Source organism: Streptococcus sp. Z554 (genome assembly GCF_053010305.1).
Genome location: NZ_JBRKNV010000004.1, coordinates 49,702 through 75,392, shown reverse-complemented (window position 1 = coordinate 75,392; position 25,691 = coordinate 49,702). Strand labels below are relative to the sequence as shown.

Annotated in this window: 20 protein-coding genes; 3 read left to right on the top strand and 17 right to left on the bottom strand. The window is 42.2% G+C overall.

All coding sequences use genetic code 11. The features are described from left to right. Position 1: 1 nt before the first annotated feature. From ACVC7R_RS05030 to ACVC7R_RS05000, 7 genes are all read right to left on the bottom strand, one after another. Positions 2–1,726 carry an ABC transporter ATP-binding protein gene (locus tag ACVC7R_RS05030; protein WP_447263807.1) on the bottom strand — a complete coding sequence of 575 codons (1,725 nt, stop codon included), beginning with the start codon at positions 1,724–1,726 and terminating at the stop codon, positions 2–4. A 310-nt stretch (positions 1,727–2,036) separates the two neighbouring features. Then, on the bottom strand, positions 2,037–2,975 hold the full coding sequence (gene msrB / locus ACVC7R_RS05025) for a peptide-methionine (R)-S-oxide reductase MsrB (protein WP_447263806.1): 939 nt from the start codon (positions 2,973–2,975) through the stop codon (positions 2,037–2,039). A gap of 124 nt (positions 2,976–3,099) precedes the next feature. Further along, entirely contained in the window at positions 3,100–3,969 is an 870-nt protein-coding gene (thrB, locus tag ACVC7R_RS05020; protein WP_447263805.1) for a homoserine kinase, read from the bottom strand. Between the two features lies 1 nt (position 3,970). Then, positions 3,971–5,257 carry a homoserine dehydrogenase gene (locus ACVC7R_RS05015; RefSeq protein WP_447263804.1) on the bottom strand — a complete coding sequence of 429 codons (1,287 nt, stop codon included), beginning with the start codon at positions 5,255–5,257 and terminating at the stop codon, positions 3,971–3,973. Positions 5,258–5,542: 285 nt separating this feature from the next. Continuing rightward, a complete protein-coding gene (gene yaaA, locus ACVC7R_RS05010) occupies positions 5,543–6,265 on the bottom strand; it encodes a peroxide stress protein YaaA (protein ID WP_447263803.1) in 723 nt (240 codons plus the stop codon). A 45-nt stretch (positions 6,266–6,310) separates the two neighbouring features. Continuing rightward, the gene (locus ACVC7R_RS05005) at positions 6,311–6,721 is read right to left on the bottom strand and encodes a peptide deformylase (RefSeq protein WP_447263802.1); all 411 of its coding nucleotides are present in this window, start codon (positions 6,719–6,721) and stop codon (positions 6,311–6,313) included. 104 nt (positions 6,722–6,825) lie between these two features. Continuing rightward, on the bottom strand, positions 6,826–9,510 hold the full coding sequence (locus tag ACVC7R_RS05000) for a cation-translocating P-type ATPase (RefSeq protein WP_447263801.1): 2,685 nt from the start codon (positions 9,508–9,510) through the stop codon (positions 6,826–6,828). A 270-nt stretch (positions 9,511–9,780) separates the two neighbouring features. Between ACVC7R_RS05000 and ACVC7R_RS04995 the strand changes: the two genes are divergently transcribed. After that, positions 9,781–10,971 carry a cation diffusion facilitator family transporter gene (locus ACVC7R_RS04995; RefSeq protein ID WP_447263800.1) on the top strand — a complete coding sequence of 397 codons (1,191 nt, stop codon included), beginning with the start codon at positions 9,781–9,783 and terminating at the stop codon, positions 10,969–10,971. A gap of 194 nt (positions 10,972–11,165) precedes the next feature. On the opposite strand, the gene scrK is transcribed toward ACVC7R_RS04995, so the two are convergent. Together scrK and ACVC7R_RS04985 are read right to left on the bottom strand one after the other, a co-directional pair. Beyond that, the gene (gene scrK, locus ACVC7R_RS04990; protein ID WP_447263799.1) at positions 11,166–12,053 is read right to left on the bottom strand and encodes a fructokinase ScrK; all 888 of its coding nucleotides are present in this window, start codon (positions 12,051–12,053) and stop codon (positions 11,166–11,168) included. Positions 12,054–12,193: 140 nt separating this feature from the next. After that, positions 12,194–14,089 (bottom strand): sucrose-specific PTS transporter subunit IIBC, encoded by a 1,896-nt coding sequence (locus ACVC7R_RS04985; RefSeq protein ID WP_447263798.1) that lies wholly within the window; start codon positions 14,087–14,089, stop codon positions 12,194–12,196. A 364-nt stretch (positions 14,090–14,453) separates the two neighbouring features. On the opposite strand from ACVC7R_RS04985, the gene ACVC7R_RS04980 reads away from it, so the two are divergent. Next, a complete protein-coding gene (locus ACVC7R_RS04980; protein ID WP_447263797.1) occupies positions 14,454–15,908 on the top strand; it encodes a sucrose-6-phosphate hydrolase in 1,455 nt (484 codons plus the stop codon). Then, complete coding sequence (locus ACVC7R_RS04975) at positions 15,889–16,854, top strand: LacI family DNA-binding transcriptional regulator (protein ID WP_447263796.1); 966 nt, start codon at positions 15,889–15,891, stop codon at positions 16,852–16,854. Before ACVC7R_RS04980 ends, ACVC7R_RS04975 begins: the two co-directional genes overlap by 20 nt. Before the next feature lie 62 nt (positions 16,855–16,916). Here ACVC7R_RS04975 and ACVC7R_RS04970 read toward each other — a convergent pair whose 3' ends face one another. The 8 genes from ACVC7R_RS04970 to fmt form a co-directional block, all read right to left on the bottom strand. Then, positions 16,917–18,191 (bottom strand): hydroxymethylglutaryl-CoA reductase, degradative, encoded by a 1,275-nt coding sequence (locus tag ACVC7R_RS04970; protein ID WP_447263795.1) that lies wholly within the window; start codon positions 18,189–18,191, stop codon positions 16,917–16,919. Then, positions 18,191–19,363, bottom strand: coding sequence for a hydroxymethylglutaryl-CoA synthase (locus ACVC7R_RS04965; RefSeq protein ID WP_447263794.1), 1,173 nt, complete (start codon positions 19,361–19,363; stop codon positions 18,191–18,193). Before ACVC7R_RS04965 ends, ACVC7R_RS04970 begins: the two co-directional genes overlap by 1 nt. Positions 19,364–19,525: 162 nt before the next feature. Further along, on the bottom strand, positions 19,526–19,975 hold the full coding sequence (locus tag ACVC7R_RS04960) for a threonine/serine exporter family protein (protein ID WP_447263793.1): 450 nt from the start codon (positions 19,973–19,975) through the stop codon (positions 19,526–19,528). Between the two features lies 1 nt (position 19,976). Next, entirely contained in the window at positions 19,977–20,735 is a 759-nt protein-coding gene (locus tag ACVC7R_RS04955) for a threonine/serine exporter family protein (protein WP_447263792.1), read from the bottom strand. A gap of 86 nt (positions 20,736–20,821) precedes the next feature. Next, positions 20,822–22,690: a Stk1 family PASTA domain-containing Ser/Thr kinase gene (gene pknB, locus ACVC7R_RS04950; protein ID WP_447263791.1), complete on the bottom strand. Its 1,869-nt coding sequence runs from the start codon at positions 22,688–22,690 to the stop codon at positions 20,822–20,824. Beyond that, complete coding sequence (locus ACVC7R_RS04945) at positions 22,687–23,424, bottom strand: Stp1/IreP family PP2C-type Ser/Thr phosphatase (RefSeq protein ID WP_447263790.1); 738 nt, start codon at positions 23,422–23,424, stop codon at positions 22,687–22,689. Before ACVC7R_RS04945 ends, pknB begins: the two co-directional genes overlap by 4 nt. A 15-nt stretch (positions 23,425–23,439) precedes the next feature. Continuing rightward, positions 23,440–24,753: a 16S rRNA (cytosine(967)-C(5))-methyltransferase RsmB gene (rsmB, locus tag ACVC7R_RS04940; protein ID WP_447263789.1), complete on the bottom strand. Its 1,314-nt coding sequence runs from the start codon at positions 24,751–24,753 to the stop codon at positions 23,440–23,442. Next, positions 24,746–25,681: a methionyl-tRNA formyltransferase gene (gene fmt / locus ACVC7R_RS04935; RefSeq protein ID WP_447263788.1), complete on the bottom strand. Its 936-nt coding sequence runs from the start codon at positions 25,679–25,681 to the stop codon at positions 24,746–24,748. The genes rsmB and fmt overlap by 8 nt, the downstream gene beginning before the upstream one ends. Positions 25,682–25,691 lie beyond the last annotated feature (10 nt).

Genomic DNA, 25,691 nt, shown 5'->3' with positions numbered 1-25,691 from the left:
TCTAGTCCTCCTTTCCATGTTGGGATGCATTGATCTCACGATAGACTTGACTAGTTTCCATCAATTCTTCATGATTTCCAAGTGCTAATTGTTGCCCCTTCTCTAAAAGAAGAATCTGCTCTGCAATCTTCAAGGTCGAAGTCCGTTGGGAAATCAGGATCAAGCTGGTATTTGGCAAGTTTTCCTGAATGGCCTTTAGAAGATTAGACTCAGTTATCGTATCAAGGGCCGAAGTCGCATCATCCAGGATGAGAAAAGGTGCTTGACGTAAAACTGCTCGGGCAATGGACAAGCGTTGCTTCTGACCACCTGAGAAATTACGACCTCCTGCTTGGACCTCTGCGTCCAAGAGCCCTTCTTTTTCACTGACAAAATCCTTGGCTTGGGCAATTTCCAAAGCCTGCCAGAGTTCTTGGTCAGAGACTGTCTCTTCCATTCCTAAAGTCAAGTTGGAACGGATGGTCCCCTTAAAGAGTTCAACCTTTTGAGGGACATAGGCCATCCAAGATCGCCATTCAGCAAGATTGCGAGGACTACGTCCATCTCGATAAAGGGAAATGCTTCCCTTATCTGCCGAATAAAGGCCAAGTAGAACCTGTACCAAGGTTGATTTACCAGAACCAGTCCCACCGATGATTCCAAGAATTTGCCCTTCTTTCATTCCAAAAGAAATATCCCTTAGAGAAGGTTGAGCTGCATCTGGATAGGTAAAAGTCAAGTGACTGACTTGTAAAACTTGGGGACCAAACACTCTTCCAGCCTGAATCTCAGAATGAATATCCTCAGGTTTTTCGGAAAAAACTTCTTCAATCCGCTTGGCAGAAATATAAGACTGGTTGAGCGAATTGATGAGCATGGCCAATTTGATTAACTCTACCAAGATTTGCAAGAGATAGTTAATCAGGGCAATCAAAGCACCTTGACTGAGCCAACCTCCTTGGATAGAAATATAGCCATTCCAGATAATCACTAACAAGGTTCCGTTGACGATCAAATAGGTCAAAGGTGTCAGAAGACTAGACCAGTAACCTGTCTTCATTTGAATAGCCGTATAGACTTGATTGAGTCGTTGGAAATGTTCAATTTCTCTTTTTTCTTGACCAAAGGCACGAATCACGCGCATACCTTGTATCTGTTGGCGTGTTTCCTGAACCAGCTGGTCTGTTTTCTTTCTCAAGCTGCTATAAAGAGGATTGACCAAACGTGATAAAACGACAATGACAACGGTCAAAATGGCAACCATGCCCAAAAACCAGACGGTCAATTCAGGCGAGAGACGATAGGCCATGAAAATAGCCCCAAAGACAATAATGGGAGCTCTTAAAAACAGACGTAAAAATTGATTGATTCCCGTTTGAATCTGATAAGTATCTGAAGTCAAACGCGTCACCAAACTCGAAGTCGTCAGGCGGTCTCTAGTGTCCTTGGGCAAGGAGAGAATATGGCGATAGAGGTCATTGGTCAACTCCTTGGTAAAGCCGACAGCTGCCTTGGCTGAATAAAACTGGGCTACTAAAGCTACCAAAACACCAATAACCGCAAAAACAAAGAGGAGACCCATTTGCATCCACAGATGTCCTTGATCTTTTTGAGGGATCGATTGGTCAACAATCCCAGCTATCACCATGGGAACCAAGAGTTCAAAAACGGCTTCTAGCAACTTAAACAAGGGCGCTAGGAAAGACTCCTTGATATATGGTTTAAAATAAGAAAGTAAGTGTTTCATAAGTCCCTTCTATTTCAAAATGAAGAGAGTGTGACAAAAGTCCTAGCCTCTCAATTGTCTTTGGATTGTCGAAAAAGACGCAGTGGTTGAGTGGGCTCTACTACGCTGATTTCATCAGCTTTTACAACCTTATACTCTTCGAAAATCAGATTCAAACCACGTCAGCGTCGCCTTACCGTACTCAAGTACAGCTTGCGGCTAGCTTCCTAGTTTGCTCTTTGATTTTCATTGAGTATTACTCAACTGTGCGGAGGTGGGACGACGAAATCGAATTCTAACGAATTAACGATTTCTGTCCCACTCTCTCTTTCTACTTGTTCAAATATGGAAGCAAGTAACCATAGCCAGCTTCCTCCATGTCATCCTTAGCGACAAAACGTAAGGAAGCAGAATTGATACAATAGCGTAAACCACCTAGTTCCTGAGGTCCGTCTGTAAAGACATGTCCCAAGTGAGCATTTCCTGAACGTGAACGAACTTCGATACGTTCCATGCCATGACTCAAGTCACGATAGTAATGGATCAGCTCTTTAGAAATAGGTCGGCTAAAGCTTGGCCAACCACAGCCTGAGGCAAACTTATCCTTGGCAAAGAAGAGGGGCTCACCAGTCGTGATATCGACATAAATCCCTTCCTCAAAAGTTTGGTCATAAGCATTGCTAAAGGGAGCTTCCGTCGCAGCCTCTTGGGTAACTCTATAAGACTCTTCTGACAAATTTTCTCGTAAAACTGCCTGACTCGGTTTTTCATAGTTGGCGGCATCTATGAGTGGCTTCTCCGCATCCCTCACATCAATGTGGCAATAGCCTCCAGGATTTTTCTTGAGGTAGTCTTGGTGGTAGTCTTCAGCCAGGATGTAGTGACGTAGTTTCTCCACTTCTACTGCTATTTTACGACCGATGAGGAGTTCTTGTTCGCGAACTACTGTATTAATCGTTGGTAGATCAGCTTCTTCTAGGTAATAAATCCCTGTGCGGTATTGACGACCACGGTCATTCCCTTGTTGGTTGACAGATAAAGGATCAATGACTCGGAAATAATAGAGTAAAATCTCACGGAGCGAGACCGCCTTCTCATCATAAATGACTTGCACAGTCTCTGCGTGATCTGTTTCTTTGATCAGTTGATAATTGGTGGTTTCTACCTGTCCATTGGCATAACCAACACTGGTTTGCAGCACTCCAGAAATACGGGAAAAGTACTCTTCTAAGCCCCAAAAACAACCACCTGCTAAATATATTTCTGCCATTTCAAATCCTCCTTGACCATCTGTTGGTCGCTAAACACAGGAAACATTTCAGTTCCCATCTTTCATTTTCAAAAAAAGGACAGGAAGCCCTCTACTAGAGAGTTTCCCCATCCTATTGTTCTATTTATTTTGCTTCGACGCGAACGCCTTGTGTATCTACTTGCAAATCATGAAGCTTGCCTTTGAAGGGTTGCTTTGCAAGCTCTGCTTTAATCTTAGGCATCCTGTCAGGATCAGCCAAGACCATAACAGTCGGACCAGCACCAGACAAGTAAGTCGCATAAGCACCATTTCTCTTGGCAACTTTCTTGATCGTCGCAAATTCTCGCACCAGTTCTTGACGGTAACGCTCGTGGAAGAGGTCACTCTCAATAGCCTGGCCTGCTTTGACCATATCTCCAGTCAGTAGGGCTGCGATAGCCACATTGGCAATCGAACTTGCTGCAACAGCTTCCTTGTAGGATAATTTCTTAGGCAAGACACCACGACTATCTCGAGTTCGCAATTCATAATTTGGAATGTAGGCTAGAAAGGCACACTCTGGGAAAGGCGCCACAACAGCTGAAACCTGACCTTCTACTGAACTCGCAATGACCAGATTTCCATAGATAGCCGGTGCAACATTATCAGGATGCCCTTCAATCTTAGTCGCCAATTGCAACTTCTCGTGATCACTTAATTTGAGATTTCCTAATTGATTTGCCAGTTCAATCCCAGCAACAATGACTGAACTAGAAGAACCTAGTCCACGCGCAAGAGGAATATCACTGACCATCTTCAAACGTCTTGGTTGTAGGTCTGGAGCAATTTGTAGCGTAATCTTGAGCAAAAGATTACGTTCATCACGTGGAATCCATTTGCCTAATTGGTGCTCAATCATCCATTCTTCACGTTCCTCACAAACCTGAATTTCTAGATACTTCGTTACAGCTACACCAACCGAGTCAAAACCAGGACCCACATTGGCACTTGTAGCAGGTACAATAATCTTCATCTTAGTCTCCTAAAACCTTGAAGGTGTTGAGAAGTTCAAATTCAGCTACATCCTTCAAAGCTGCTGTAATATTTTCAAGTTGCGCCTTGTTGATTTTATGAGTGATGATGACGATACGAGCCTTGCCTTCTTGCTTACCATCTTGAAGGATTTGCTTGAAGGAAATATCTTCCGCATTAAAGAGTTCAGCTAATTTCAAGACTTGACCTTTTGAATCTGGAGCCAAGATTGAGAAATAGTAGTTGGCTTTGACATCTTCTGGCTTAGCCAAGACTACTGGACGGCTGTATTCATTAAAGGCTTTTCCAATTGTTCCATCATTCAGACGACGAACGATACGAGCAATATCAGCCACAACACTTGTTGCAGTTGGCTTTTGACCTGCACCTGGTCCATAGTACATAGACTCGCCGATACCGATAGATTCGACAAAGACAGCATTCATAACACCGTTAACGCTTGCAAGTGGGTGATCTTTAGGAAGGAAGGTTGGTGTAACCTCAGCAGCAATCCCAGAAGCTGTTTCTTCAACAGACCCAACTAATTTAACCACATAACCAAGCTCTTGAGCTACTGCTACATCTTCTGGAGTGATGTTGCGAATTCCTTGGTGGCCAACATCTTCAAACTTGACGTTCATACCAAAGGCAAACTGACTGAGGATGACCATCTTGTAGGCCGCATCAATCCCGTCAACATCATTGGTAGGGTCGCTTTCAGCAAAGCCAAGTCGTTGGGCTTCTGCCAAAGCATCTTCATAAGACCAGCCTTCTGTGACCATTTTGGTCATCATGAAGTTAGATGTTCCATTGACAACACCAAGAACACGTGTGATTTTATCTGATGCTAGTGAGTTGACCAAGGTACGAAGGATTGGGATTCCTCCTGCAACAGCTGCTTCGTAGTAAAGAGCAACATTGTGCGCTTTGGCTACCTCAAGCAATTCTGCACCATGGACTGCCAAAAGATCCTTGTTGGCTGTCACGACGTGTTTGCCTGCTTCTAAAGCACGAGTGATAAATGTTTTAGCAGGTTCGATACGCCCCATCAACTCAACAACAATCGTGATGTCTTTATCTGACAAGATTTCATCGATATTTGTTACAAAATTAAAATCATTTCCTGCTTCAAGCAAGCGTGCTTTCTCTTGATCGTCTTTGACCAAAACTTTAGCTACTTCGATTTCTGACTGAGCTGCTTGAACAATTTTTTCTCTATTTTCCTTTAGCAAGAATGGCACACCACTGGCTACTGTACCAAATCCAAGTAAAGCAATCTTAACTGACATGTTTGTCTCCTCGAAATTTTCTAATAGTCCTATTATACCAAAATTGTGAGAAAATTCCTACCATTCTAAACTAAAAATAGGAGCACCAAATCACAAAAAGAGGCTGGGACAAAAGTCCTAGCCTCTCAATTGCCTTTGGATTGTCGAGCAAGACGCAGTGGTTGAGTGGGCTCTAACTACGCTGATTTCATCAGCTTTTACAGCCCTACTCAACTGTGCGGAGGTGGGACAACGAAATCGAATTCTAACGAATTACCGATTTCTGTCCCACTCTCTATTTTCAATCTATTTTACAAAAGCCAATTCCTTGTCACTAGACAGGTCTTCTCGATAATTGAAACCTGCAAAGCTTAGTTTTGTAATCTCTTCAACCGAAGTTACTTGATTTTCCATCAAGGCTGTTAGGAAGGCACCTCTAGCTTTTTTGGAAATGGTTGAGTGGATTTTAAGCTTTCCATCTCTTTCTTCCATAAACTTGAAAGTCACCATTTTCTCACGAATTTCTTTAGGAAAGACATTTTCAAACTCCGAAGACAAGAGAGAAAAGATTAGGTCCTGATCTCTCATTGACTCCTCATAGGCTAGCTGCCAGTGACTTTTCAAGCTTTTTCCAGCGACTTTGAGCTTCATCAAAAAGTCCAGTCTGTGAGGCGCAATCGGCGCAAAGGCTGGAATCACACCATAGAGAGCTGACGTTATCATGAGGTGTTTTTCGAGATAGGCTTGCTCCGCCTTGGTGAGATCGTCCCGTTTGATGTTGCGATACATGAGTCCATCAAAGAGGTGCAAGGCTGGATAGTTTGTCGCAGTTCCATTTTTCAAGGCCTGGATATGGTCATACTCCTCTTGCGCTTTTTCGGCAGAGATTTTGTAAAAACTCTCCAGCTCTTGGGCAGAATATCTTGCCAATTCATCCAGCACTGCCTGACTTTCAGGACGTAAGGGTTTAGCCTCTAAACTAGGGATTTCGGTATTCATTTCTTTTGCAGTTGGGATTAGAATTTTCATAGTGTTAGTGTAGCATATTTTTTTAGGACTACCAAGGATTTAAGCCTAAATGATGATCCCTTCCAAATGATCCAATTCGTGCTGGCAAATCTGAGCTGGAAAACCAGTTAAAGTGATGGTCTGTTCCTGCCAATGGATATCCCGATAAACCACGGTAATCTTTTCATACCGAGTTGTCGGTCTGACACCTGTCAAAGACAAACAACCTTCCTCTGTCTTGTAAGGACCTTCAAAGGACAAAAGGACTGGATTAAACATGACCATGGGAATCATGCCGATATTAAAAATAATGACGCGTTTTTGCACCCCAATCATATTGGCGGCCAGTCCAACACAAGTTTCTCGGTTAGCCTGTAGGGTATCCTGCAAATCCTTTGCTAGGGGTATATCTTCCTGACTAGCAGGCTGGGATACCTGCGACAAAAACAAGATATCTGTTACAATTTTCTTTTCCAAGACTCTTTCCTCCATCTTTTTCTCAACTTGATTATAGCATAAAATCTATCTCTGTTTACCATATATAAAAGCAAAAAAGCCATCCAAAGATGACTTTTCAATGTTTAAATAGCGTTTTTATCTTTTCCAAGTGCTCGTTGAACTGCTTTGACAATCTCAACAAGGACTACAATCATAAGCGCTCCTACAGCAACCACCATCCATTGAGTCAAACTCAAATGTGACACGTGGAAGAGATTATTAAATCCAGGAACCAAAATTGTCACCACAAAGAGGACAAAGGCAACTGGGATAGACCAGTTAAAGGTCTTGTTCGTAAAGAGTCCCACTTTAAAGATCGATTGGTAAACCGACTTAACGTTAAAGGCATGGAGCAATTGGATCAAACCGAGAGTTGCAAAAGCCATGGTAAGGGCATCCGCATGGATTTCAGTATGACTTTGGTGCTCTGGGAAGAGAAGAGCCCAACCATAAACACCTAAAACTAGCATAGTTTGGAAGATTCCTTGATAAATGATTGCTCCGAAGACACCGCCATCAAAGAAGTTAGACTTACGGCCACGAGGTTTGTGAGTCATGACACCTGGCTCAGCAGGTTCCACACCAAGGGCGATAGCTGGTAGCGTATCTGTTACCAGGTTAATCCATAGCAAATGCACTGGTTGAAGCACATCCCAACCTAACAAGGTTGCAAAGAAGATAGTGAAGACCTCAGCCATATTAGCAGACAAGAGGTATTGGATTGATTTTTGGATATTTGAGAAGACCTTACGTCCTTCTTCTACCGCTACGATAATGGTTGCAAAGTTATCATCAGCAAGGACCATATCCGAAGCTCCCTTAGAAACCTCTGTACCTGTAATCCCCATACCGATACCGATGTCAGCTGTCTTAAGTGATGGCGCATCATTAACCCCGTCACCTGTCATGGCAACAACCTTGCCTTCATTTTGCCAAGCTTTCACGATACGAACCTTGTGCTCAGGCGATACACGCGCGTAAACAGAGTATTGCTTAAAGACTTTTTGGAATTCTTCATCAGTGAGTTCATTCAACTCTGCACCAGTGAAGACATGGTCTTCTGTATCATTTGGATCGATGATTCCGAGACGTTTGGCGATAGCTTCCGCTGTATCTTGGTGGTCACCAGTGATCATGATTGGACGGATACCTGCTTCCTTAGCAACACGGACAGCTTCTGCAGCTTCTGGACGCTCAGGGTCAATCATGCCGACCAAACCAGAGAAGATGAGGTCAGATTCAACAATTTCAGATTCCAAGGTTGGAATTTCATGACTTGTCTTATAAGCCATCATCAAGACACGAAGGGCTTGTTTGGCCAAGTCTTTGTTGGTAGCAAGGATAGCATTTTTATCTTCTTCTGTGATTGGGCGAACTTCTCCGTTGACTTCGATGCGTGTCACGCGTTTAAGCAATTGGTCAGGCGCACCCTTGACAGCGATAAAGTAAGAGCCATCTGCTTCCTTATGAATGGTAGACATGAGTTTTCGATCTGAGTCAAATGGCAATTCAGCCACACGTGGCTCATCCTTTAAGACTTCACGGACATCGAAGTTGTGGTCCAAACCAAACTGAACCAAAGCAGTCTCCGTTGGATCACCAATCAGCTTACCAGATGGGTCCACCTTGGTATCATTGGCAAAGTTCATGATACGGAGGGTATTATTGTTAGCAGCAATCTCAGTTGCAGCACTTTGCAATTGACCGTTGGTATAAACTTTCTCAACCGTCATTTGGTTCATAGTCAAGGTACCTGTTTTATCAGATGCGATGATTTCTGTTGAACCAAGAGTTTCAACCGCTGGCAATTTGCGGACAATCGAATTACGTTTTGCAAGGGTTGTAGTTCCCAAAGATAGAACGATGGTTACAATGGCAGGAAGCCCTTCTGGAATAGCCGCTACTGCAAGGGCAACCGCCACCATCAAGCCTTCTAATGGATGTTCACCACGAACAAAGACACCAACCAAGAAGGTAATAACTGCAATCACAATGATTAAGTAAGTCAAGGCCTTAGATAATTGTTCCAGGCTTTGCTTCAATGGTGTCTCTGTCTCGTCGGCATTAGCCAACATATCTGCAATCTTACCAACTTCTGTATACATACCAGTGTTAGTCACAACACCAATACCACGACCGTAAGTTACGTTTGAGTTTTGGTAAGCCATGTTTACACGGTCCCCGATACCAGCATCTGCTTCAACAAGTCCTGTCACATCTTTTTCAACTGGGACAGATTCCCCTGTAAGAGCTGCTTCTTCGATTTTTAGAGAAGCTGCTTCAAACAAGCGCATATCTGCAGGAACTACATCTCCTGCTTCAAGCAAGACGATATCTCCAGGTACCAATTCTTTCGAGTCAATCTCAATAACATGACCATCACGACGAACACGGGCCATCGGGCTAGACATATTTTTCAGAGCTTCAATGGCTGCTTCTGCTTGCCCTTCTTGGTAAACTCCAAAGGCAGCATTCAAGACAACAACGGCCAAGATGATAATGGCATCCGTTAGACCGTCCATTCCTTCTGTAATCACAGAAAGTGCCGCTGCCGCCAGCAAGATGATAATCATCAAGTCCTTAAATTGATCAAGGAATTTAGCTAGTAGGCTACGTTTCTCACCCTCTTCTAACTCATTACGACCATAAGTCGCCAAGCGTTCTTGAGCTTGAGCAGTTGACAAACCTTCGATAGATGAGTCCAAGTTCTTTAGGACTTCTTCTGCGGTTTGAGTGTAAAACAAGTCTTTATTTTGTTCTTTTGACAAAACAGTCTCCTCCTTTTTGGCCTCTTTTTACAAAAAAAGAGACCTGTTTTTTAAAAAAACAAGTCTCGCTGTTTAATATAGTGCCGGAAATAATTCGTAATGACGACACTATCGCGGTTTCCCGCCAGCTACTCCCTTGAGTAGTTCTATTATATCAAAATTTCAAAAGTTTTCAAGGGTTGAGGTGAAATTAGCTTACTTCCTCTATTTGAATTTTCCTTGGAAAACCAGTATAATGAAAACATACTGAAATGCTAGAAGGGGAGTTAGATGAATCAATCGGTTTCAAACTTAAAATTGGCTGAGCGTGGTGCTATTATCAGCATTTTGACCTATCTATTCTTGTCTGCAGCTAAGCTAGCAACCGGACACCTACTCCATTCATCCAGTTTGGTGGCAGATGGTTTTAACAACGTTTCAGATATCGTCGGAAACGTGGCCCTCCTCATCGGGATTCGTTTGGCTCGCCAACCGGCAGATAAAGACCATCGCTTCGGTCATTGGAAAATAGAGGACTTGGCCAGTCTCATCACTTCCATCATCATGTTTTACGTTGGTTTTGATGTTCTACGAGATACCATTCAAAAGATACTCAGCCGAGAGCAAACAGTCATTGATCCACTTGGGGCGACTCTGGGAGTCATCTCTGCTATCATCATGTTTGTAGTTTATCTCTACAATACCCATCTGAGCAAGCAAGCCAAGTCTAAAGCCCTTAAGGCAGCAGCCAAGGATAATTTGTCAGATGCCGTAACATCTCTTGGAACTTCTATTGCTATTCTAGCCAGCAGCTTCAACTATCCAATCGTGGATAAGTTGGTCGCCATTATCATTACCTTCTTTATTCTTAAAACTGCTTATGACATCTTTATCGAGTCATCCTTCAGCCTTTCTGATGGTTTTGATGAACACTTGCTAGAAGATTATCAAAAAGCTATCATGGAAATCCCCAAGATTAGCAAGGTCAAATCACAACGGGGGCGTACCTACGGAAGCAATATTTATCTAGATATTACTCTGGAAATGAACCCAGATCTGTCTGTTTTTGAAAGTCATGAAATTGCGGACCAGGTTGAATCAATGTTATCAGAACGTTTTGGTGTTTTTGACACAGACATTCATATCGAACCAGCACCAATCCCTGAAGATGAAATCCTAGATAATGTCTATAAAAAATTGCTCATGAGAGAGCAACTAATCGACCAAGGAAATCAATTGGAGGAATTACTTGCAGAAGACTTCATTTATATCCGCCAGGACGGACAAGAACTGGACAAGAATGCCTATAAGGCTGAAAAAGAACTGACCTCAGCCATTAAAGAGCTTCATTTAACCTCTATCAGTCGGAAAACAAAACTCATCCGTTACCAAGTCGGTGATACCATTCATACCAGCATCTGGCGCCGCCACGAAACTTGGCAAAACATATTCCATCAGGAAACAAAAATAGAAAAAGACTAAAGAAAGAGAGAGTGGGACAGAAATCGGTAATTCGTTAGAATTCGATTTCTTCGTCCCACCTCCGCACAGTTGAGTAGGGCTGTAAAAGCTGATGAAATCAGCGTAGTAGAGCCCACTCAACCACTGCGTCTTGCTCGACAATCTAACATCAAAAAGAGGCTAGGACTTTTGTCCCAGCCTCTAATTTTTGATACTTATTTTGCGACGCTCTTAGCAAGGACGAAGTTCCCAAGAGTTGCCGAACCATTTCCTGCAACAGCCGGTGTAACGATATAATCACGTACATCTGGCACTGGTAGGTAGCCATTGAGAAGAGCTGTGAATTTCTCACGCACTCGATCAAGCATGTGTTGTTGAGCCATAACTCCACCACCAAATACAATCACATCTGGACGGAAAGTTACCGTAGCATTAACTGCAGCTTGAGCAATGTAGTAGGCTTGAACATCCCATACAGGATTGTTCAGTTCAATGTTTTCCCCACGAACACCTGTACGAGCTTCCAAACTTGGACCAGCTGCATAGCCTTCCAAACATCCATTATGGAAAGGACAAACACCGTTGAATTCTTTTTCAATATCCATTGGGTGTCTAGCCACATAATAGTGACCCATTTCAGGGTGACCAACACCACCGATAAACTCACCACGTTGGATAACACCAGCTCCGATACCTGTACCGATTGTGTAGTAAACTAAGTTTTCGATACGACCGCCAGCATTGTTACGAGCAACTACTTCACCGTATGCAGAACTGTTTACGTCTGTTGTGAAATACATTGGCACGTTTAGAGCGCGACGAAGGGCACCGAGCAAGTCTACATTTCCCCAGTTAGGTTTTGGAGTTGTTGTGATAAACCCGTAAGTTTTTGAGTTTTTATCAATATCGATTGGACCAAATGAACCAATGGCAAGTCCTGCAAGATTCTCAAATTTTGAGAAGAACTCGATGGTTTTATCGATTGTCTCGATAGGTGTTGTTGTTGGAAATTGTACTTTTTCTACAACGTTATAGTTTTCATCTCCGACAGCACAGACAAATTTTGTACCGCCTGCTTCCAAGCTTCCGTATAGTTTAGTCATGATAAACCTCTTGTATTTATTTTCTCTATTATAGCATATTCCTAAAAGGAAGATTACTCTATATTTTAGTTTTTTCTCTGTAAATTTTACCATTTAAACAAAAACGAACAAACATGACATTTGTTCGTTTTTTTGATTTATTAGGCTTTAACTTCGATAATTGCATCACCCTTAGCAACAGATCCAGAAGCAACTGAATTTACTGAAGCAAAGTCTGCAGTGTTTGTTACGATAACCATAGTTGTGTTATCAAGACCTGCAGCAGCAATCTTAGCTGAGTCAAATGTTCCAAGAACATCTCCAGCTTTAACCTTATCACCTTGATTAACTTTTTGGTTGAAACCTTCACCGTTCATTGAAACAGTATCGATACCAACGTGAATTAAGATTTCAGCACCGTTAGCTGTTCTCAATCCATAAGCATGGCCAGTTGGGAAGACGATTGTTACTTCAGCATCAGCTGGTGCATAAACGACATCTTCACTTGGTTTTACAGCGATACCTTGTCCCATAGCTCCGCTTGAGAACACTGGATCATTCACCTTTGAAAGAGCAACAACGTCACCAACGATTGGTGTTTGGATGACACCTTCGCTAAGTGAAACAAGATTACCAGTTACTGCTTCTTCTGTTAAACGGTCAGTTTCAGCTTCAGAAATTGCTCCTGAAACTTCTTCTACTTCATCCTCGTAACCAAACATGTAAGTAAGAGCAAAACCAAGTGCGAATGATACAGCTACCATCAATAGATATTGTAGAAGCTGCCCATTACCAATGTAAAGCATTGTACCTGGGATGATGGTGATACCATTACCTGTACCAGCAAGTCCAAGGATTGAAGCAAGTCCACCACCGATTGCACCAGCGATCAATGAAAGGAAGAATGGTTTACGGTAACGTAAGTTAACCCCGAAGATAGCAGGCTCTGTAATACCTAGGAAGGCAGAAAGAGCAGCTGGGAAAGCGAGCGTTTTAAGTTTTGGATTTTTAGTTTTCACACCAACGGCAACAGTCGCAGCACCTTGAGCAGTCATAGCTGCAGTAATGATAGCGTTGAATGGATTAGCATGGTCAGCAGCAAGCAATTGGACTTCAAGCAAGTTGAAGATATGGTGAACACCTGATACGACGATCAATTGGTGAACTCCACCGATTAAGAAACCACCAAGACCGAATGGCAAGTTAAGGAGAGCTTTTGTTCCAAGAAGGATGTAGTTTTCAACAACGTGGAAGACTGGTCCGATAATGAACAAACCAAGAATTGACATCACGAAAAGTGTTACGAATGGTGTTACCAAGAGGTCAAGAACGTCTGGCACAACTTTACGAACAGCTTTTTCAAATTTAGCTCCGACAACCCCGATGATAAAGGCTGGAAGAACGGATCCTTGCAAACCAACAACTGGAATAAATCCAAAGAATTGCATTGCAGTTACTTCACCACCAGACGCAACGGCCCAGGCATTTGGAAGTGAACCAGAAACAAGCATCATACCAAGAACGATACCAACCGCTGGGTTACCACCGAATACGCGGAATGTTGACCAAACAACCAAACCTGGCAAGATGATAAAGGCAGTATCTGTCAAGATTTGAGTATAAGTTGTTACATCTTCTGGAAGTGTCATTCCAAGAGCGGTCAAGAGACCACGAACACCCATGAAAAGACCAGTCGCTACGATAACTGGAATGATTGGTACGAATACGTCACCGAAAGTACGGATAGCACGTTGGAACCAATTTCCTTGTTTAGCAGCTTCTGCTTTCATATCTTCTTTAGAAGATGTTGGCAATCCAAGAGCTACGACTTCATCGTACATCTTGTTTACTGTACCAGTACCAAAGATGATTTGGTACTGACCAGAGTTAAAGAAAGCCCCTTGAACTTTTTCCAAGTTCTCGATAGCATCCTTATTGATTTTCGCTTCATCTTTTACCATAACACGGAGGCGAGTCGCACAGTGAGCTACACTGTTGACGTTCTCACGTCCACCCAAGGCTTCGATGACTTTTTTTGCAATTTCTGTATTGGTCATTTGCAAAAATCTCCTTATAAAAAAATTTGTTCTTGTTTGAAAGCGATTTATTCGCCCTACAATTATTATTCTATCACGATTTAAAAATATGTCAAGCGTTTTGCAGAAAAAGTTTTTCGATTGTTAAATTTTTTGATAGTTTTTGCTACTTTCCTAATAAAATTCTCTCAAAAACGCCTTTTTCTACGTGTTTTTATGTGTATTTTTTCAAAAACTTTCATATTTTCATTGATTTTCATAAAAACAAGCTCCTAATTGTCTGTCAATCGTTTGACATTTTTTTCTCAAATTCGATATAAAAGACTTGCTTTTTTATAAGGAAACGTTTACTATAAAGATAGTAGAATTTATGGAGGGAATATAAATGGAATGGACTACCGAGCGTCGTTATAGACGCTATGAAGATTGGACACCAGAAGAAAGAAAAGAAATCCAAGAAAAGATGGCACAATCCCCATGGCACGTCAGCTATCACATTGAGCCAAAAGAAGGACTCCTTAATGATCCAAATGGTTTTTCATATTTCGATGGCAAGTGGGTTGTCTTTTACCAAAACTTTCCCTTTGGTGCAGCTCATGGGTTAAAGTCTTGGGTACAACTTGAAAGTGATGATTTAGTTCATTTTTCAGAAACTGGTGTCAAGATTTTGCCTGATACTCCACTCGATAGCCACGGTGCTTACTCAGGATCTGCAATGCAGTTTGGGGATCAATTATTCTTGTTTTATACTGGAAATGTTCGTGATGAAAATTGGATTCGCCACCCTTACCAGATTGGTGCCTTAGTGGACAAGGATGGAAAGATTGAAAAGATTGACAAAATCTTGATCGATCAACCTGCTGATGCCACTGACCACTTCCGCGATCCACAGATTTTTAACTTTAAAGGCCAATATTACGCTATCGTTGGCGGTCAAGATTTGGAGAAAAAAGGATTTGTCCGTCTCTACAAGGCTGTCGATAATGATTACACTAACTGGCAAGAAGTCGGAGACCTTGACTTCAACAATGACCGCACTGCTTATATGATGGAGTGCCCAAATCTTGTCTTTGTCGGAGAACAGCCTGTACTTCTCTACTGCCCACAAGGTTTAGACAAAAAAGTTCTTGATTATGATAACATCTACCCAAATATGTATAAAATCGGTGCTTCCTTTGATCCAGAAAATGCTCGTATGGTAGACGTCTCAGAACTTCACAATCTCGATTATGGATTTGAAGCATACGCGACTCAGGCCTTCAACGCCCCTGATGGACGTGCCCTAGCAGTCAGCTGGCTTGGTTTGCCAGATGTTTCTTATCCATCTGACCGTTTCGATCATCAAGGAACCTTCTCACTAGTCAAGGAACTTACCATTAAGGATGGCAAACTCTATCAGTACCCTGTAGCTGCTATCAAGGAACTACGAGCATCAGAAGAAGAATTTTCTAATCGCTCTGAAACCAAGAATACTTATGAACTTGAGCTAAACCTAGAAGCCAACAGCCAAAGTGAAATCGTTCTTTTTGCTGATAAAGATGGCAAGGGGCTCTCTATCAACTTTGACCTTGTCAATGGTCAAGTTACCGTTGACCGTAGTCAAGCAGGTGAGCAATATGCTCAAGAATTTGGAACTACTCGCTCATGTCCAATTGACAATCAAGCTACAACTGTCAATATCTTCATCGACAATTCCGTCTTTGAAATCTTTATCAATAAAGGAGAAAAAGTATTTTCTGGTCGTGTCTTCCCTCTCGAAGATCAAAATGGAATCCTCATTAAATCTGGAAACCCAACTGGAACTTACTACGTATTAGAATATGGTCGCAAAACTAACTGATGTCGCGGAGCTAGCCGGTGTCAGCCCTACTACTGTTTCACGTGTTATCAATAAAAAGGGTTATCTGTCTGAAAAAACCATCCAAAAAGTTAAGGATGCTATGCGTGAGCTAGGCTATAAACCCAATAACTTAGCTCGCAGTCTTCAAGGAAAGTCTGCCAAATTAATCGGTTTGATTTTCCCTAAAATTAGCCATGTGTTCTATGCTGAATTGATTGATAAATTGGAACACGAACTCTTCAAAAAAGGCTACAAAACTATCATTTGTAATAGTGAACACGATTCGAAAAAAGAACGTGAATACATTGAAATGTTGGAAGCCAATCAGGTGGACGGTATCATTTCAGGAAGTCATAACTTAGGTATCGAAGATTACAATCGCGTGACGGCTCCTATCATCTCCTTTGACCGGAACCTATCTCCAGATATTCCTGTCGTTTCTTCTGATAACTATGCTGGCGGAGTCCTAGCTGCTCAGACCTTGGCTAAAACCGGAGCCAAATCGATCATTATGATTACAGGTAATGACAATTCCAATTCTCCAACTGGACTTCGTCATGCAGGTTTCGCTTCGATCTTACCAAAGGCTCCTATTATCAATGTTTCCAGTGATTTTTCTCCCCTTCGCAAGGAAATGGAAATCAAAAATATCCTAATCAAACAAAAACCCGACGCCATCTTTGCATCGGATGATTTAACAGCTATCCTCATTATCAAAATCGCCCAGGATCTTGGTATCTCTGTTCCTGAACAGCTTAAGGTGATTGGCTATGATGGAACTTACTTTATCGAGAATTACTATCCTCACCTCACTACTATTAAACAACCCTTGGAAGAAATTGCTCGCCTAACAGTTGATTTACTTCTACAAAAAATTGAAGGCAAAGAGGTTGCTACTACTGGTTATTTCTTGCCAGTCTCTCTTTTACCAGGTAAAAGTATTTAATACTCTTTGATTTTCATTGAATATAAATAAAAAAACTCGGACTGAATCAGTCTGAGTTTTTTTTATGATCTTAAATGTTTCAAAAGTGTTTGGGCTTTTTCTAAATTAAAGGTTTTTTCAGCAATCAAGCTTTCTACCAACTTAGGCACTTCAGCCTCTGTGGCTCCTGCAAGGAGGGCTAGAGACTTCGCTTGAAGTTTCATGTGTCCATGCTGAATTCCTGTGCTGACAAGAGCTTTAAGAGCTGCAAAGTTTTGTGCAAGACCAATTGACACGATAATTTGAGCCAATTCCTTAGCTGATGGATGACCTAGCAACTCATGGCTGAGAACCACACGAGGATTAAGACCAATTGATCCACCCTTGGTAGCAACTGGCATCGGCATAGTCATCTCTCCTATTAGCTCTTCTGTTTCCAAATCCATCGTCCAACGACTGAGACCTCGATAAGCACCATCATGACTGGCATAGGCATGCGCTCCCGCTTCAATGGCACGCCAATCATTTCCAGTCGCAATCAAGAGAGCATCAATCCCATTAAAAATTCCCTTGTTGTGAGTAGCTGCTCGATAAGGATCTGCTTGAGCAAACTGGCTGGCTAAAACCATTTTTTCTGCCAGTTCACGCGCTTCATCTTTTTGGCGGCTCAAATACCGAAAGGCGATGCGACAAGTTGCGGTTACTAATGAATCAGTTGCGTAGTTGGATAGAATCCCCATTAAACTTTGCCCTTGACTTAGAACCTCTAGACTAGGTTTTATAGCCTCTAACATGGTATTGAGCATATTGGCTCCCATGGCTTCTTGAGTATCCACATGAAGATAGACTACTAAAAAGTCCGTCTCTCCAGAAATAAACTCAACCTTTAAATCACGAGCACCCCCACCCCGCTTAACGATTGATGGGTAGGCTTGATTGGCCAGCTCAAGGAGTTCCGCTTTTTGATTCAGAATGGCCTGACGAGCTTGGTCACTATCTGGTACTTGATAGAGAGCAACCTGACCGATCATTTGACGTTGATGAACCCGAGCAGTGAAACCTCCCGCACGTTTAATGATTTTGCTTGCAAAACTAGCCGCAGCAACGACGGATGGTTCTTCTGTTACATAGGGAACTGTGTACTCTTGACCATTTACCAACACTTCTGGAACTACTGAGTAGGGGAGTGAAAAGGTTCCTACTACATTTTCACTCAGTTGATCCGCAATTGCTAAACTTAGATTTTCATTTCGGTCTAAACTTTCCTGTGCCTCTATAGAAGTAAGCGCCTGAGACTTCACTAGCTCTAGGCGCTCTTGGGTTGATTTTTTAGCAAATCCATTCCAATTTTTTTTCATTATTTTTCAACCTTGCTGTAGCGACGTTGGTGTTCTACAATCTCAACCAGAGCATAGTCTTGTCCTTCATAACCCGACATCGTTGCAGAACCTGACTCATCCAAGTTTGCTTCCTCAAAAAAGATTCGTTCATAGTCAGCAACAGTCAAAGCTTGACGTCGGTCTAGCAGCTCTAGACGATTTTCCTGTAACTGCTTCTCGTAACCTTCAACCAATTCCACACTGAAGAACTCAGATACAGCACCACTTCCGTAGCTGTAGAGAGCAATCTTGTCTCCTGCTTTGAGACTATCAGAGTTTTCAAGAAGAGACAAAAGCCCTAAAAAGAGTGAACCGGTATAGATATTCCCAACCTTTTGGCTATAAACAATGGATTCGTCAAAGTGTTTTTGGAGTAAATCCTTTTTCTCTTGAGGTAGAGATTTATCGAGGATTTTTTTCAAACCCTTCAGAGCTAACTTAGGATATGGCAAATGGAAACAAATAGCTTCAAAGTCTTTCAAGCTACAGTCATAACGCTTTTGATACTCTTCCCAAGTTGTTTTTAAACTATCCAAATACTGTTGCGTTGAGTAGACTCCATTGACAAATGGTGTCGTTGAATAATTTGGACGCCAAAAGTCCATAATATCACGAGTTTGCGCAACATTATCGTTATTGAAAATCATGACACGTGGATCTTGGCTAATCAACATGGCAACACAACCTGCCCCCTGAGTTGGTTCCCCAGGAGTTTCGACACCATATTTTGCAATATCGCTAGCCAGCACCAAGACTTTTGATTTAGGAGAATTTTCTACGTGTAACTTAGCATAGTGAAGGGCCGCAGTTGCACCGTAGCAAGCCTCCTTGATTTCAAAACTACGGGCAAAAGGTTGAATCCCAAGTAAACCGTGTACAAAAACCGCAGCCGCCTTACTTTGATCGACTCCAGATTCTGTAGCTACAATCACCATATCAATCTCTTGTTTCTCTTCTTCAGTCAGGATAGAATTTCCTGCACTGGCAGCCAAGGTCACAATATCTTCTGTTAACGGAGCGATACTCAATTCTTTTAAAAGGAGTCCTTTACTCAATTTTTCAGGATCAATTCCTCGGGTTTCTGCTAAATCTTGTAATTTCAAAACGTATTGACTGGTCGCAAAACCAATCTTATCAATACCGATTTTCATATTTACCTCTATTTTTATCATTCATTGTAAAAATTCGTTCACCTCTATTTTATCACAATTGAGGTCAAATGAGCGAAAAAAGACTTGATTCACCAAATCAAGTTCATTTCTATCGTCGTACTCCTATTTTTCAGCCATTCTAGCCATGAAAAAAATCGAGCCCTAGCTAACCCGATTCTTTTTGAGATAGTAATACAATTTCAGCACAACTGTCCCACTGGCCATTCCTATTGAGATAACAAGGGCCAGCATCATCACCAACATTGCACTGGTAATGGCGTTTCTATAGTCGCCTGTGACAAAGAAGGAAGTCGTTCGATAAGACAGATAACCTGGTACTAGTGGAGCCAAGATAGCCAAAGCAAAAACAACTGCTGGTGTTTTGTAGATAATACTCATAATCTGACTGATACAAGAACCAATCACAGCAGCAATAAAGGTCGCCAAAATAACATTTGTTGGCTCCTTGAGTATCAGATAGAGTAACCAGATAGACATTCCTAAGATTCCACCGGGGATGAGCATGGAACGTTGGACATTTAAAACGATTAAAAAAGTGATAATAGCCAGCAGACTCGCCAGCGCCTGCAATAAAAATGTTGTTAGAGTCATATTAGTTCATGAGTACAAGGGCGACAGAGGTGCCTGCCCCTAAGGCAAGGGTAACTAGCAAGGATTCAAACATCTTGCTCATACCAGAGTTAATGTGATTGGTCATGATATCTCGAACAGCATTGGTTAGAGCAATTCCCGGTACAAATGGCATGACCGCACCTGCAATGACCAAATCAGCTGTAGATGGCAAACCAGAATAGCGCGCCCAAAATTGTGCAATCAAGCCAAAGACAAGGGCACCTGCAAAAGCTGTCATAAAGGGAATACGAATAAACTTTTCTACATAGAGAGAAAAGGTAAAGGCAAATATGGTCGCCACTCCTGCTCCGATGGCATCATAGGTATTGCCGCCAAACATGATTGAAAAGAAAGGAGCACTAAAGGTCGCCGCAACCGTCAATTGAACATTGGTATAAGGTGAAGGCTTGGCATTCAATTCTTTGAGTCGAATAAAGGCTGTCTCCAAATCAAGCTGCCCTGATACAAGTTGCCGTGAAATCTGATTGACATCACAAACCTTCTCAATATTATAGGAAGAGGAAGTCACTCGTTTCATTCGAGAGATATTTGTGTTCTCAATGGAGAAAAAAATGGCTGCAGGCATGGCCAAAACATTACAATCCATAATGCCTTGTGAATGCGCAATCCGAATCATCGTATCTTCAACACGATAGATTTCAGAACCATTGCGAAGCAGAATCGTTCCTGCAAGCATGATGACATCAATGACTGCGTTCAGTTTTTTTGATTCGTCCATCTTCCCCTCCTTTTTAAACTTCTTTTATTTTATCATAAATTTTAAGGAAAAAAAATCTTTGCCACAAAAACTGTGACAAAGATTGATTAGTGATCACCTTGATGGATATCTGAAGTTGTGGTAGTTTGATTAGTCTGTGGTTCTCTAATCTGTGGTGATGTCTCTCCACGATTTGGATTTACTTGTGAAGGATTTGTGGTTGTCGTAGTTGTTTTCGGTTTATAAATAGAAATCTTAATCCGAGTTGTATTCAAATCTACACCTTCACCTGGTTTTGGACTTTGACTAACCACAGTCTCTTCAGCAGTTCCTTCAGGAGCTGTAGAGACCTCTACCACTTCAATATTAGCCTCTTTTACACCTACTATTTGAATCAAGTTATTCTTGGTAAATTCAAGGCTTGATCCAATATAACTTGGCATAGGAACAGTTGTTACCTTCTTAGCTACTGTCAAAGTAATCTCTGTCGCCTTACTGAGATCATAAGTGGTTCCTTCTGGCAAGCTCTGTTTCATAACAAGGCCTGCCTCTGTTTCACTTGATTCTTCTTCTACAATCTTAATGAGATTTTCAGGGACTTTTTTCCCTTTCAGTTCTGCAATGACGTCCGTAGATTTGCGTCCAATATAGTTTCCAATCTTAAACGATTGCTGACCTGAAGAGATGATGAGGTTAACTTTAGTTCCTTCTTTTCGAGCTGAACCAGCATCTGGATCCGTTCGAATAACTCGGCCTTCTTCTACTGTATCACTAGCTTCGGACTTCTCCTCACCAATTTCAAAATTAGCTTTTTTAAGATTTTCCTTAGCTTCTGCTACAGTCTGACCTGCTACTTTTGGAATTTCAACGGTTGCTGGTGTCTTCGTTACAATCCAAAATAGAGAAGCCAAAACAAGTATAAAGCTGGCTAAAAGCACCAAATATCTCGCTTTAAAACGACGTTTCTTGACTGGTTTTGCAACAGTTTCTTTACTAGTTGCCTTTTTAGTCGAATTTTGACTCTGTGGAGCTTCTTCCTTCGGTTGCACTTTAGGAATCGCTGTTAAGGTAGACTGAGTCATTTTCGGTAAAGTTTTTGTATCAACTTTACTCGTATCTTCAAATACTAACTTTGGTTCATTTCGACGGTTATAAGAAAGGCTGCTCAATAAGTCAACATACATTTCTGAGACAGTTTGATAACGGTCTGTTAACTTTTTAGCTGTCGCTTTTATAACGACGTTTTCCAAGGATTGTGGTACGGATGGATTTTCAGCAATGACAGAAGGGAGTGGTTTTTGGAAATGCTGAAGAGCAATGGTAACAGCACTATCTCCATCATAAGGGATATGACCTGTCAACATTTCGAAAAAGATAATTCCCATTGCATAAATATCACTCTGTATAGTCGCCTTAGACCCACGCGCCTGCTCAGGTGATAGATAATGAACAGACCCCAACATGGAGTTGGTCTGTGTCAAACTGGTTTCTGCAAAGGCCACTGCAATCCCAAAGTCAGTCACTTTTGCAGTTCCATCAGGAGTCAAGAGTATATTTTGAGGTTTTAAATCACGGTGAATAATCCCCTTTGCATGCGCTAAACGCATCGCCAAGAGAATTTGACCCATGATACGAACAGCTTCCTCATTTGATAGAGGATAGTGTTCTTTGATGTAGCGTTTAAGGTCAAGCCCAGCTACATATTCCATAGCTAGGTACTGTTGACCGTCTTCTTCACCGATATCCGTAATTCGAACGATATGAGGATGATCTAGGTCTGCCATCGCACGTGCTTCACGCTGAAAACGTGCTACAGCGATAGGATCGGTTTGGTAGTTGGTCCTCAGGACCTTCACCGCAACCTCTTCCCCATCCAGAATCAAATCTTTGGCCAGGTAGACATCTGCCATCCCTCCGCGGCCAATTTGTTTGATAATCCGATATCGTCCGGCAAATATCTTGCCGATCTGGATCATTTTGATTCCTCCTCAATCGCAATCAAGGCAATAGTAATGTTGTCAAGTCCTCCGGCATTGTTTGCAAAACGCACTAAGGTTGCCGCCTTGTCATCAAGCGAAATATCACTTGTCACGATATCATAGATTTCGCTACCCGAAATCATGTTGGTCAGACCATCACTATTTATAACGAGGTAGTCACCCGGCTCCAAGCTCACAATCCCTAAATCAGGTTGAATCTCATCTTTTTGTCCAATAGACTGAGTAATGATATTTTTTTGTGGATGCGCTTCAGCTTCTTCAGGGGTTAATTGACCTGCCTTGAGCAACTCATTAACTAATGAATGATCACTCGTTAATTGGTGGTACTCTTCACCACGAACCAAGCCGATACGAGAATCACCAATATGAGCATAAATAGCTTGGTTATCAATGATTGCAAGGGCTTCTAGAGTTGTACCCATTCCTTTATATGCTTCATCACGCCCCAATTGATAAATCTTTTGATTTTCAATTTCTAGGTGTTCTGCAAACCATTCTCGAACTTCATTCACAGTGTCAATCTGAGTATCTACCCAGGCAGCACCTAAATCCGTTACCGCCATCTCACTGGCAATATTACCCGCTCGGTGTCCTCCCATCCCGTCAGCCAAGATGATCATCGTGCGACCAGCACGGTTGACAAAAAGATTGACATAGTCTTGATTATTTGTACGTTTCTGACCCACATCTGTTAATAATGAAATCTCCATTGTGTCAGTTCCTTCCTAATTGGATACCTTCCGAAATTGGCTGATAAAGAATCCATCACTTCCATACAATTCAGGAGTAATGAGGATGCAACCATCTTTCAGGATATCCTTGCATTCGTGTTCTAGTTTAACCTGCTCGAACTCGGGATGGCTTTCTAAAAATGCTTGAACAACTTGAAAGTTCTCCTCAGAGACAATAGTGCAGGTACTATAAGTTATTATACCACCTTTACGTAGCGTTTGACAAACACTACCTAATATTTCCAACTGAATTTCCTGTAATGACGCGAAATCAGCAGTGTCTTTGTTGTATTTGATATCTGGTTTCCGACGCAATAGACCAATCCCTGAGCAAGGGGCGTCGACTAGAATTTTATCAAATTGATCCTTGCCAAAAAACTCGTGGACCTTTCTAGCATCTAGTTTTTGCGTTTGTACACGGTCTGCTAGGCCTAAACGCTCTGCATTCTCTTGAATCAAAGTGAGTTTATGGTCGTAGAGATCCAATGCAGTCACCTGACCTGTCGTCAGATAAGACGCCATATGGGCTGTCTTCCCACCTGGTGCTGCACAAGCATCCAAAATCTGCTCAGTGCCTTGTAATTCAAGAGTTGGTGCAACCAGTTGACTAGACTCATCTTGGATAGTAATAGCCCCTTCAGCAAACAAGTCATGACCAGCAAAATGCCCCTGCTCTTTGACCAAACCTGTAGCCGACAGCATGGAATCACTGGCTCCGAGCAATTTTTTGATTTCCTCTTTTCGACTCACATCTGTCACACGGATACTGGCTTTATTGCGCTTTAATAGACTCTCAAAAATCGCTTGCGCTCGCTCCTCCCCGTACTCTTCCTTGAGCTTAGAAACCAACCAAACTGGAAGAGAGTAGGCAATCGAATCACGCTTATTTATACGCTTGATACTGGCGATGTCTGGCAATCCCTCACGCAAGATACGGCGCAGAACCGCATTGACTAATTTTTCGCTACCCTTCTTACGAAATTTTGCGATTTCAACTGCTTCATTGACCACTGCATGGTCAGGTAGCTTATCTAGGTATTGGAGTTGATAAAGGCTCATGAGAAGCAGAACGTAAAGCCAGCTATTTAGCTTGTCTCTATCATCGATAAAATGGGATAGATACCACTCTAAGGTTAGTTTTCGAGCTACGGTTCCATACACCAGCTCTGTCACCAAACCTTTGTCAGTTGCTGACAGTTGACTTCCCTTGAGGTGTTTATTTAAGGCGATATTTGAGTATGCCTGATTGACAAGGACGTCCTCTAGCACCTCCAAGGCTAAACTTCTAGCCGTTTCTACTTTAGTCACCAAATCGTTCTCCTACTGCCAAAGTCCGTCCTACACCGTTAAGGAAGGAAGCAATATCCATCTTAGGTTTTCCTGCTGGTTGAACCTGTTTGAGTGACAGAGCTCCTTCTGCTGTTGCGACAATCAATTCTTTCTTACCGATGGAGAGTATCTCACCTGGATTCCCCTTGCCTTCTACAGGCAGTGCTTCATAGATTTTAAAGCGTTCTCCTTTGAGGAAGGTATGGGCAACTGGCCACGGATTCATACCACGGATTTGGTTAAAGAGTTGACGGTTGGTCTTGTTCCAGTCTAATTTTTCTTCCTCAGGTTTGATATTTGGTGAGAAAGTTACTTGGCTTGGATCTTGCGGTTGAGGCTGAATGTCACCAGCTATATAAGCAGGAAGAGTCTCCAAAAGCAAATCACGACCCACTATCGCCAATTTTTCAAACAAGGTACCGACATTATCCTCATCTGTAATAGGGATGCTCCGATGGGAAATCATATCTCCTGCATCCATTTCCTTGACCATTTCCATAATGGTCACTCCTGCTTCCTCGTCACCTTGAATCAAGGCATAATGAATCGGAGCTCCACCACGGTGTTTTGGAAGGAGGGAAGCATGAACATTGACTGCAAAGTCCATGCTATCAAGGAGTTTACTTGGGAGAAATTGTCCAAAAGCCGCCGTCACAATCCCATCAGCACCCAAATTCATGATAGCTTCCATCTCTGGACTGCCCGATAATTTTTCTGGTTGGTAGATAGGAAGTCCTGCTTCTTTAGCAGCTTGTTTGACTGGGGTTTCTTGGATAACTTTCTTACGGCCGACAGCTCGATCTGGCTGAGTTACAACCGCTACAATCTCATAACGGTCATCTGTCAAAAGACCCTTTAAAACGGTCGCTGAAAACTCGGGAGTTCCCATAAAGATTAGTTTTGTCATCTTTTCTCCT

What these genes read in the sequence shown, in the direction of transcription:
- ACVC7R_RS04970 (WP_447263795.1), bottom strand. Translation starts at nt 18,191, where the DNA reads ATGAAAAAAAATTGGAATGGATTTGCTAAAAAATCAACCCAAGAGCGC.
- fmt (WP_447263788.1), bottom strand. Translation starts at nt 25,681, where the DNA reads ATGACAAAACTAATCTTTATGGGAACTCCCGAGTTTTCAGCGACCGTT.
- ACVC7R_RS04945 (WP_447263790.1), bottom strand. Translation starts at nt 23,424, where the DNA reads ATGGAGATTTCATTATTAACAGATGTGGGTCAGAAACGTACAAATAAT.
- pknB (WP_447263791.1), bottom strand. Translation starts at nt 22,690, where the DNA reads ATGATCCAGATCGGCAAGATATTTGCCGGACGATATCGGATTATCAAA.
- ACVC7R_RS04960 (WP_447263793.1), bottom strand. Translation starts at nt 19,975, where the DNA reads ATGACTCTAACAACATTTTTATTGCAGGCGCTGGCGAGTCTGCTGGCT.
- yaaA (WP_447263803.1), bottom strand. Translation starts at nt 6,265, where the DNA reads ATGAAAATTCTAATCCCAACTGCAAAAGAAATGAATACCGAAATCCCT.
- ACVC7R_RS04975 (WP_447263796.1), top strand. Translation starts at nt 15,889, where the DNA reads ATGGTCGCAAAACTAACTGATGTCGCGGAGCTAGCCGGTGTCAGCCCT.
- ACVC7R_RS05030 (WP_447263807.1), bottom strand. Translation starts at nt 1,726, where the DNA reads ATGAAACACTTACTTTCTTATTTTAAACCATATATCAAGGAGTCTTTC.
- ACVC7R_RS04965 (WP_447263794.1), bottom strand. Translation starts at nt 19,363, where the DNA reads ATGAAAATCGGTATTGATAAGATTGGTTTTGCGACCAGTCAATACGTT.
- ACVC7R_RS04955 (WP_447263792.1), bottom strand. Translation starts at nt 20,735, where the DNA reads ATGGACGAATCAAAAAAACTGAACGCAGTCATTGATGTCATCATGCTT.
- ACVC7R_RS04985 (WP_447263798.1), bottom strand. Translation starts at nt 14,089, where the DNA reads ATGACCAATACAGAAATTGCAAAAAAAGTCATCGAAGCCTTGGGTGGA.
- msrB (WP_447263806.1), bottom strand. Translation starts at nt 2,975, where the DNA reads ATGGCAGAAATATATTTAGCAGGTGGTTGTTTTTGGGGCTTAGAAGAG.
- ACVC7R_RS04980 (WP_447263797.1), top strand. Translation starts at nt 14,454, where the DNA reads ATGGAATGGACTACCGAGCGTCGTTATAGACGCTATGAAGATTGGACA.
- ACVC7R_RS04995 (WP_447263800.1), top strand. Translation starts at nt 9,781, where the DNA reads ATGAATCAATCGGTTTCAAACTTAAAATTGGCTGAGCGTGGTGCTATT.
- thrB (WP_447263805.1), bottom strand. Translation starts at nt 3,969, where the DNA reads ATGAAGATTATTGTACCTGCTACAAGTGCCAATGTGGGTCCTGGTTTT.
- ACVC7R_RS05015 (WP_447263804.1), bottom strand. Translation starts at nt 5,257, where the DNA reads ATGTCAGTTAAGATTGCTTTACTTGGATTTGGTACAGTAGCCAGTGGT.
- scrK (WP_447263799.1), bottom strand. Translation starts at nt 12,053, where the DNA reads ATGACTAAACTATACGGAAGCTTGGAAGCAGGCGGTACAAAATTTGTC.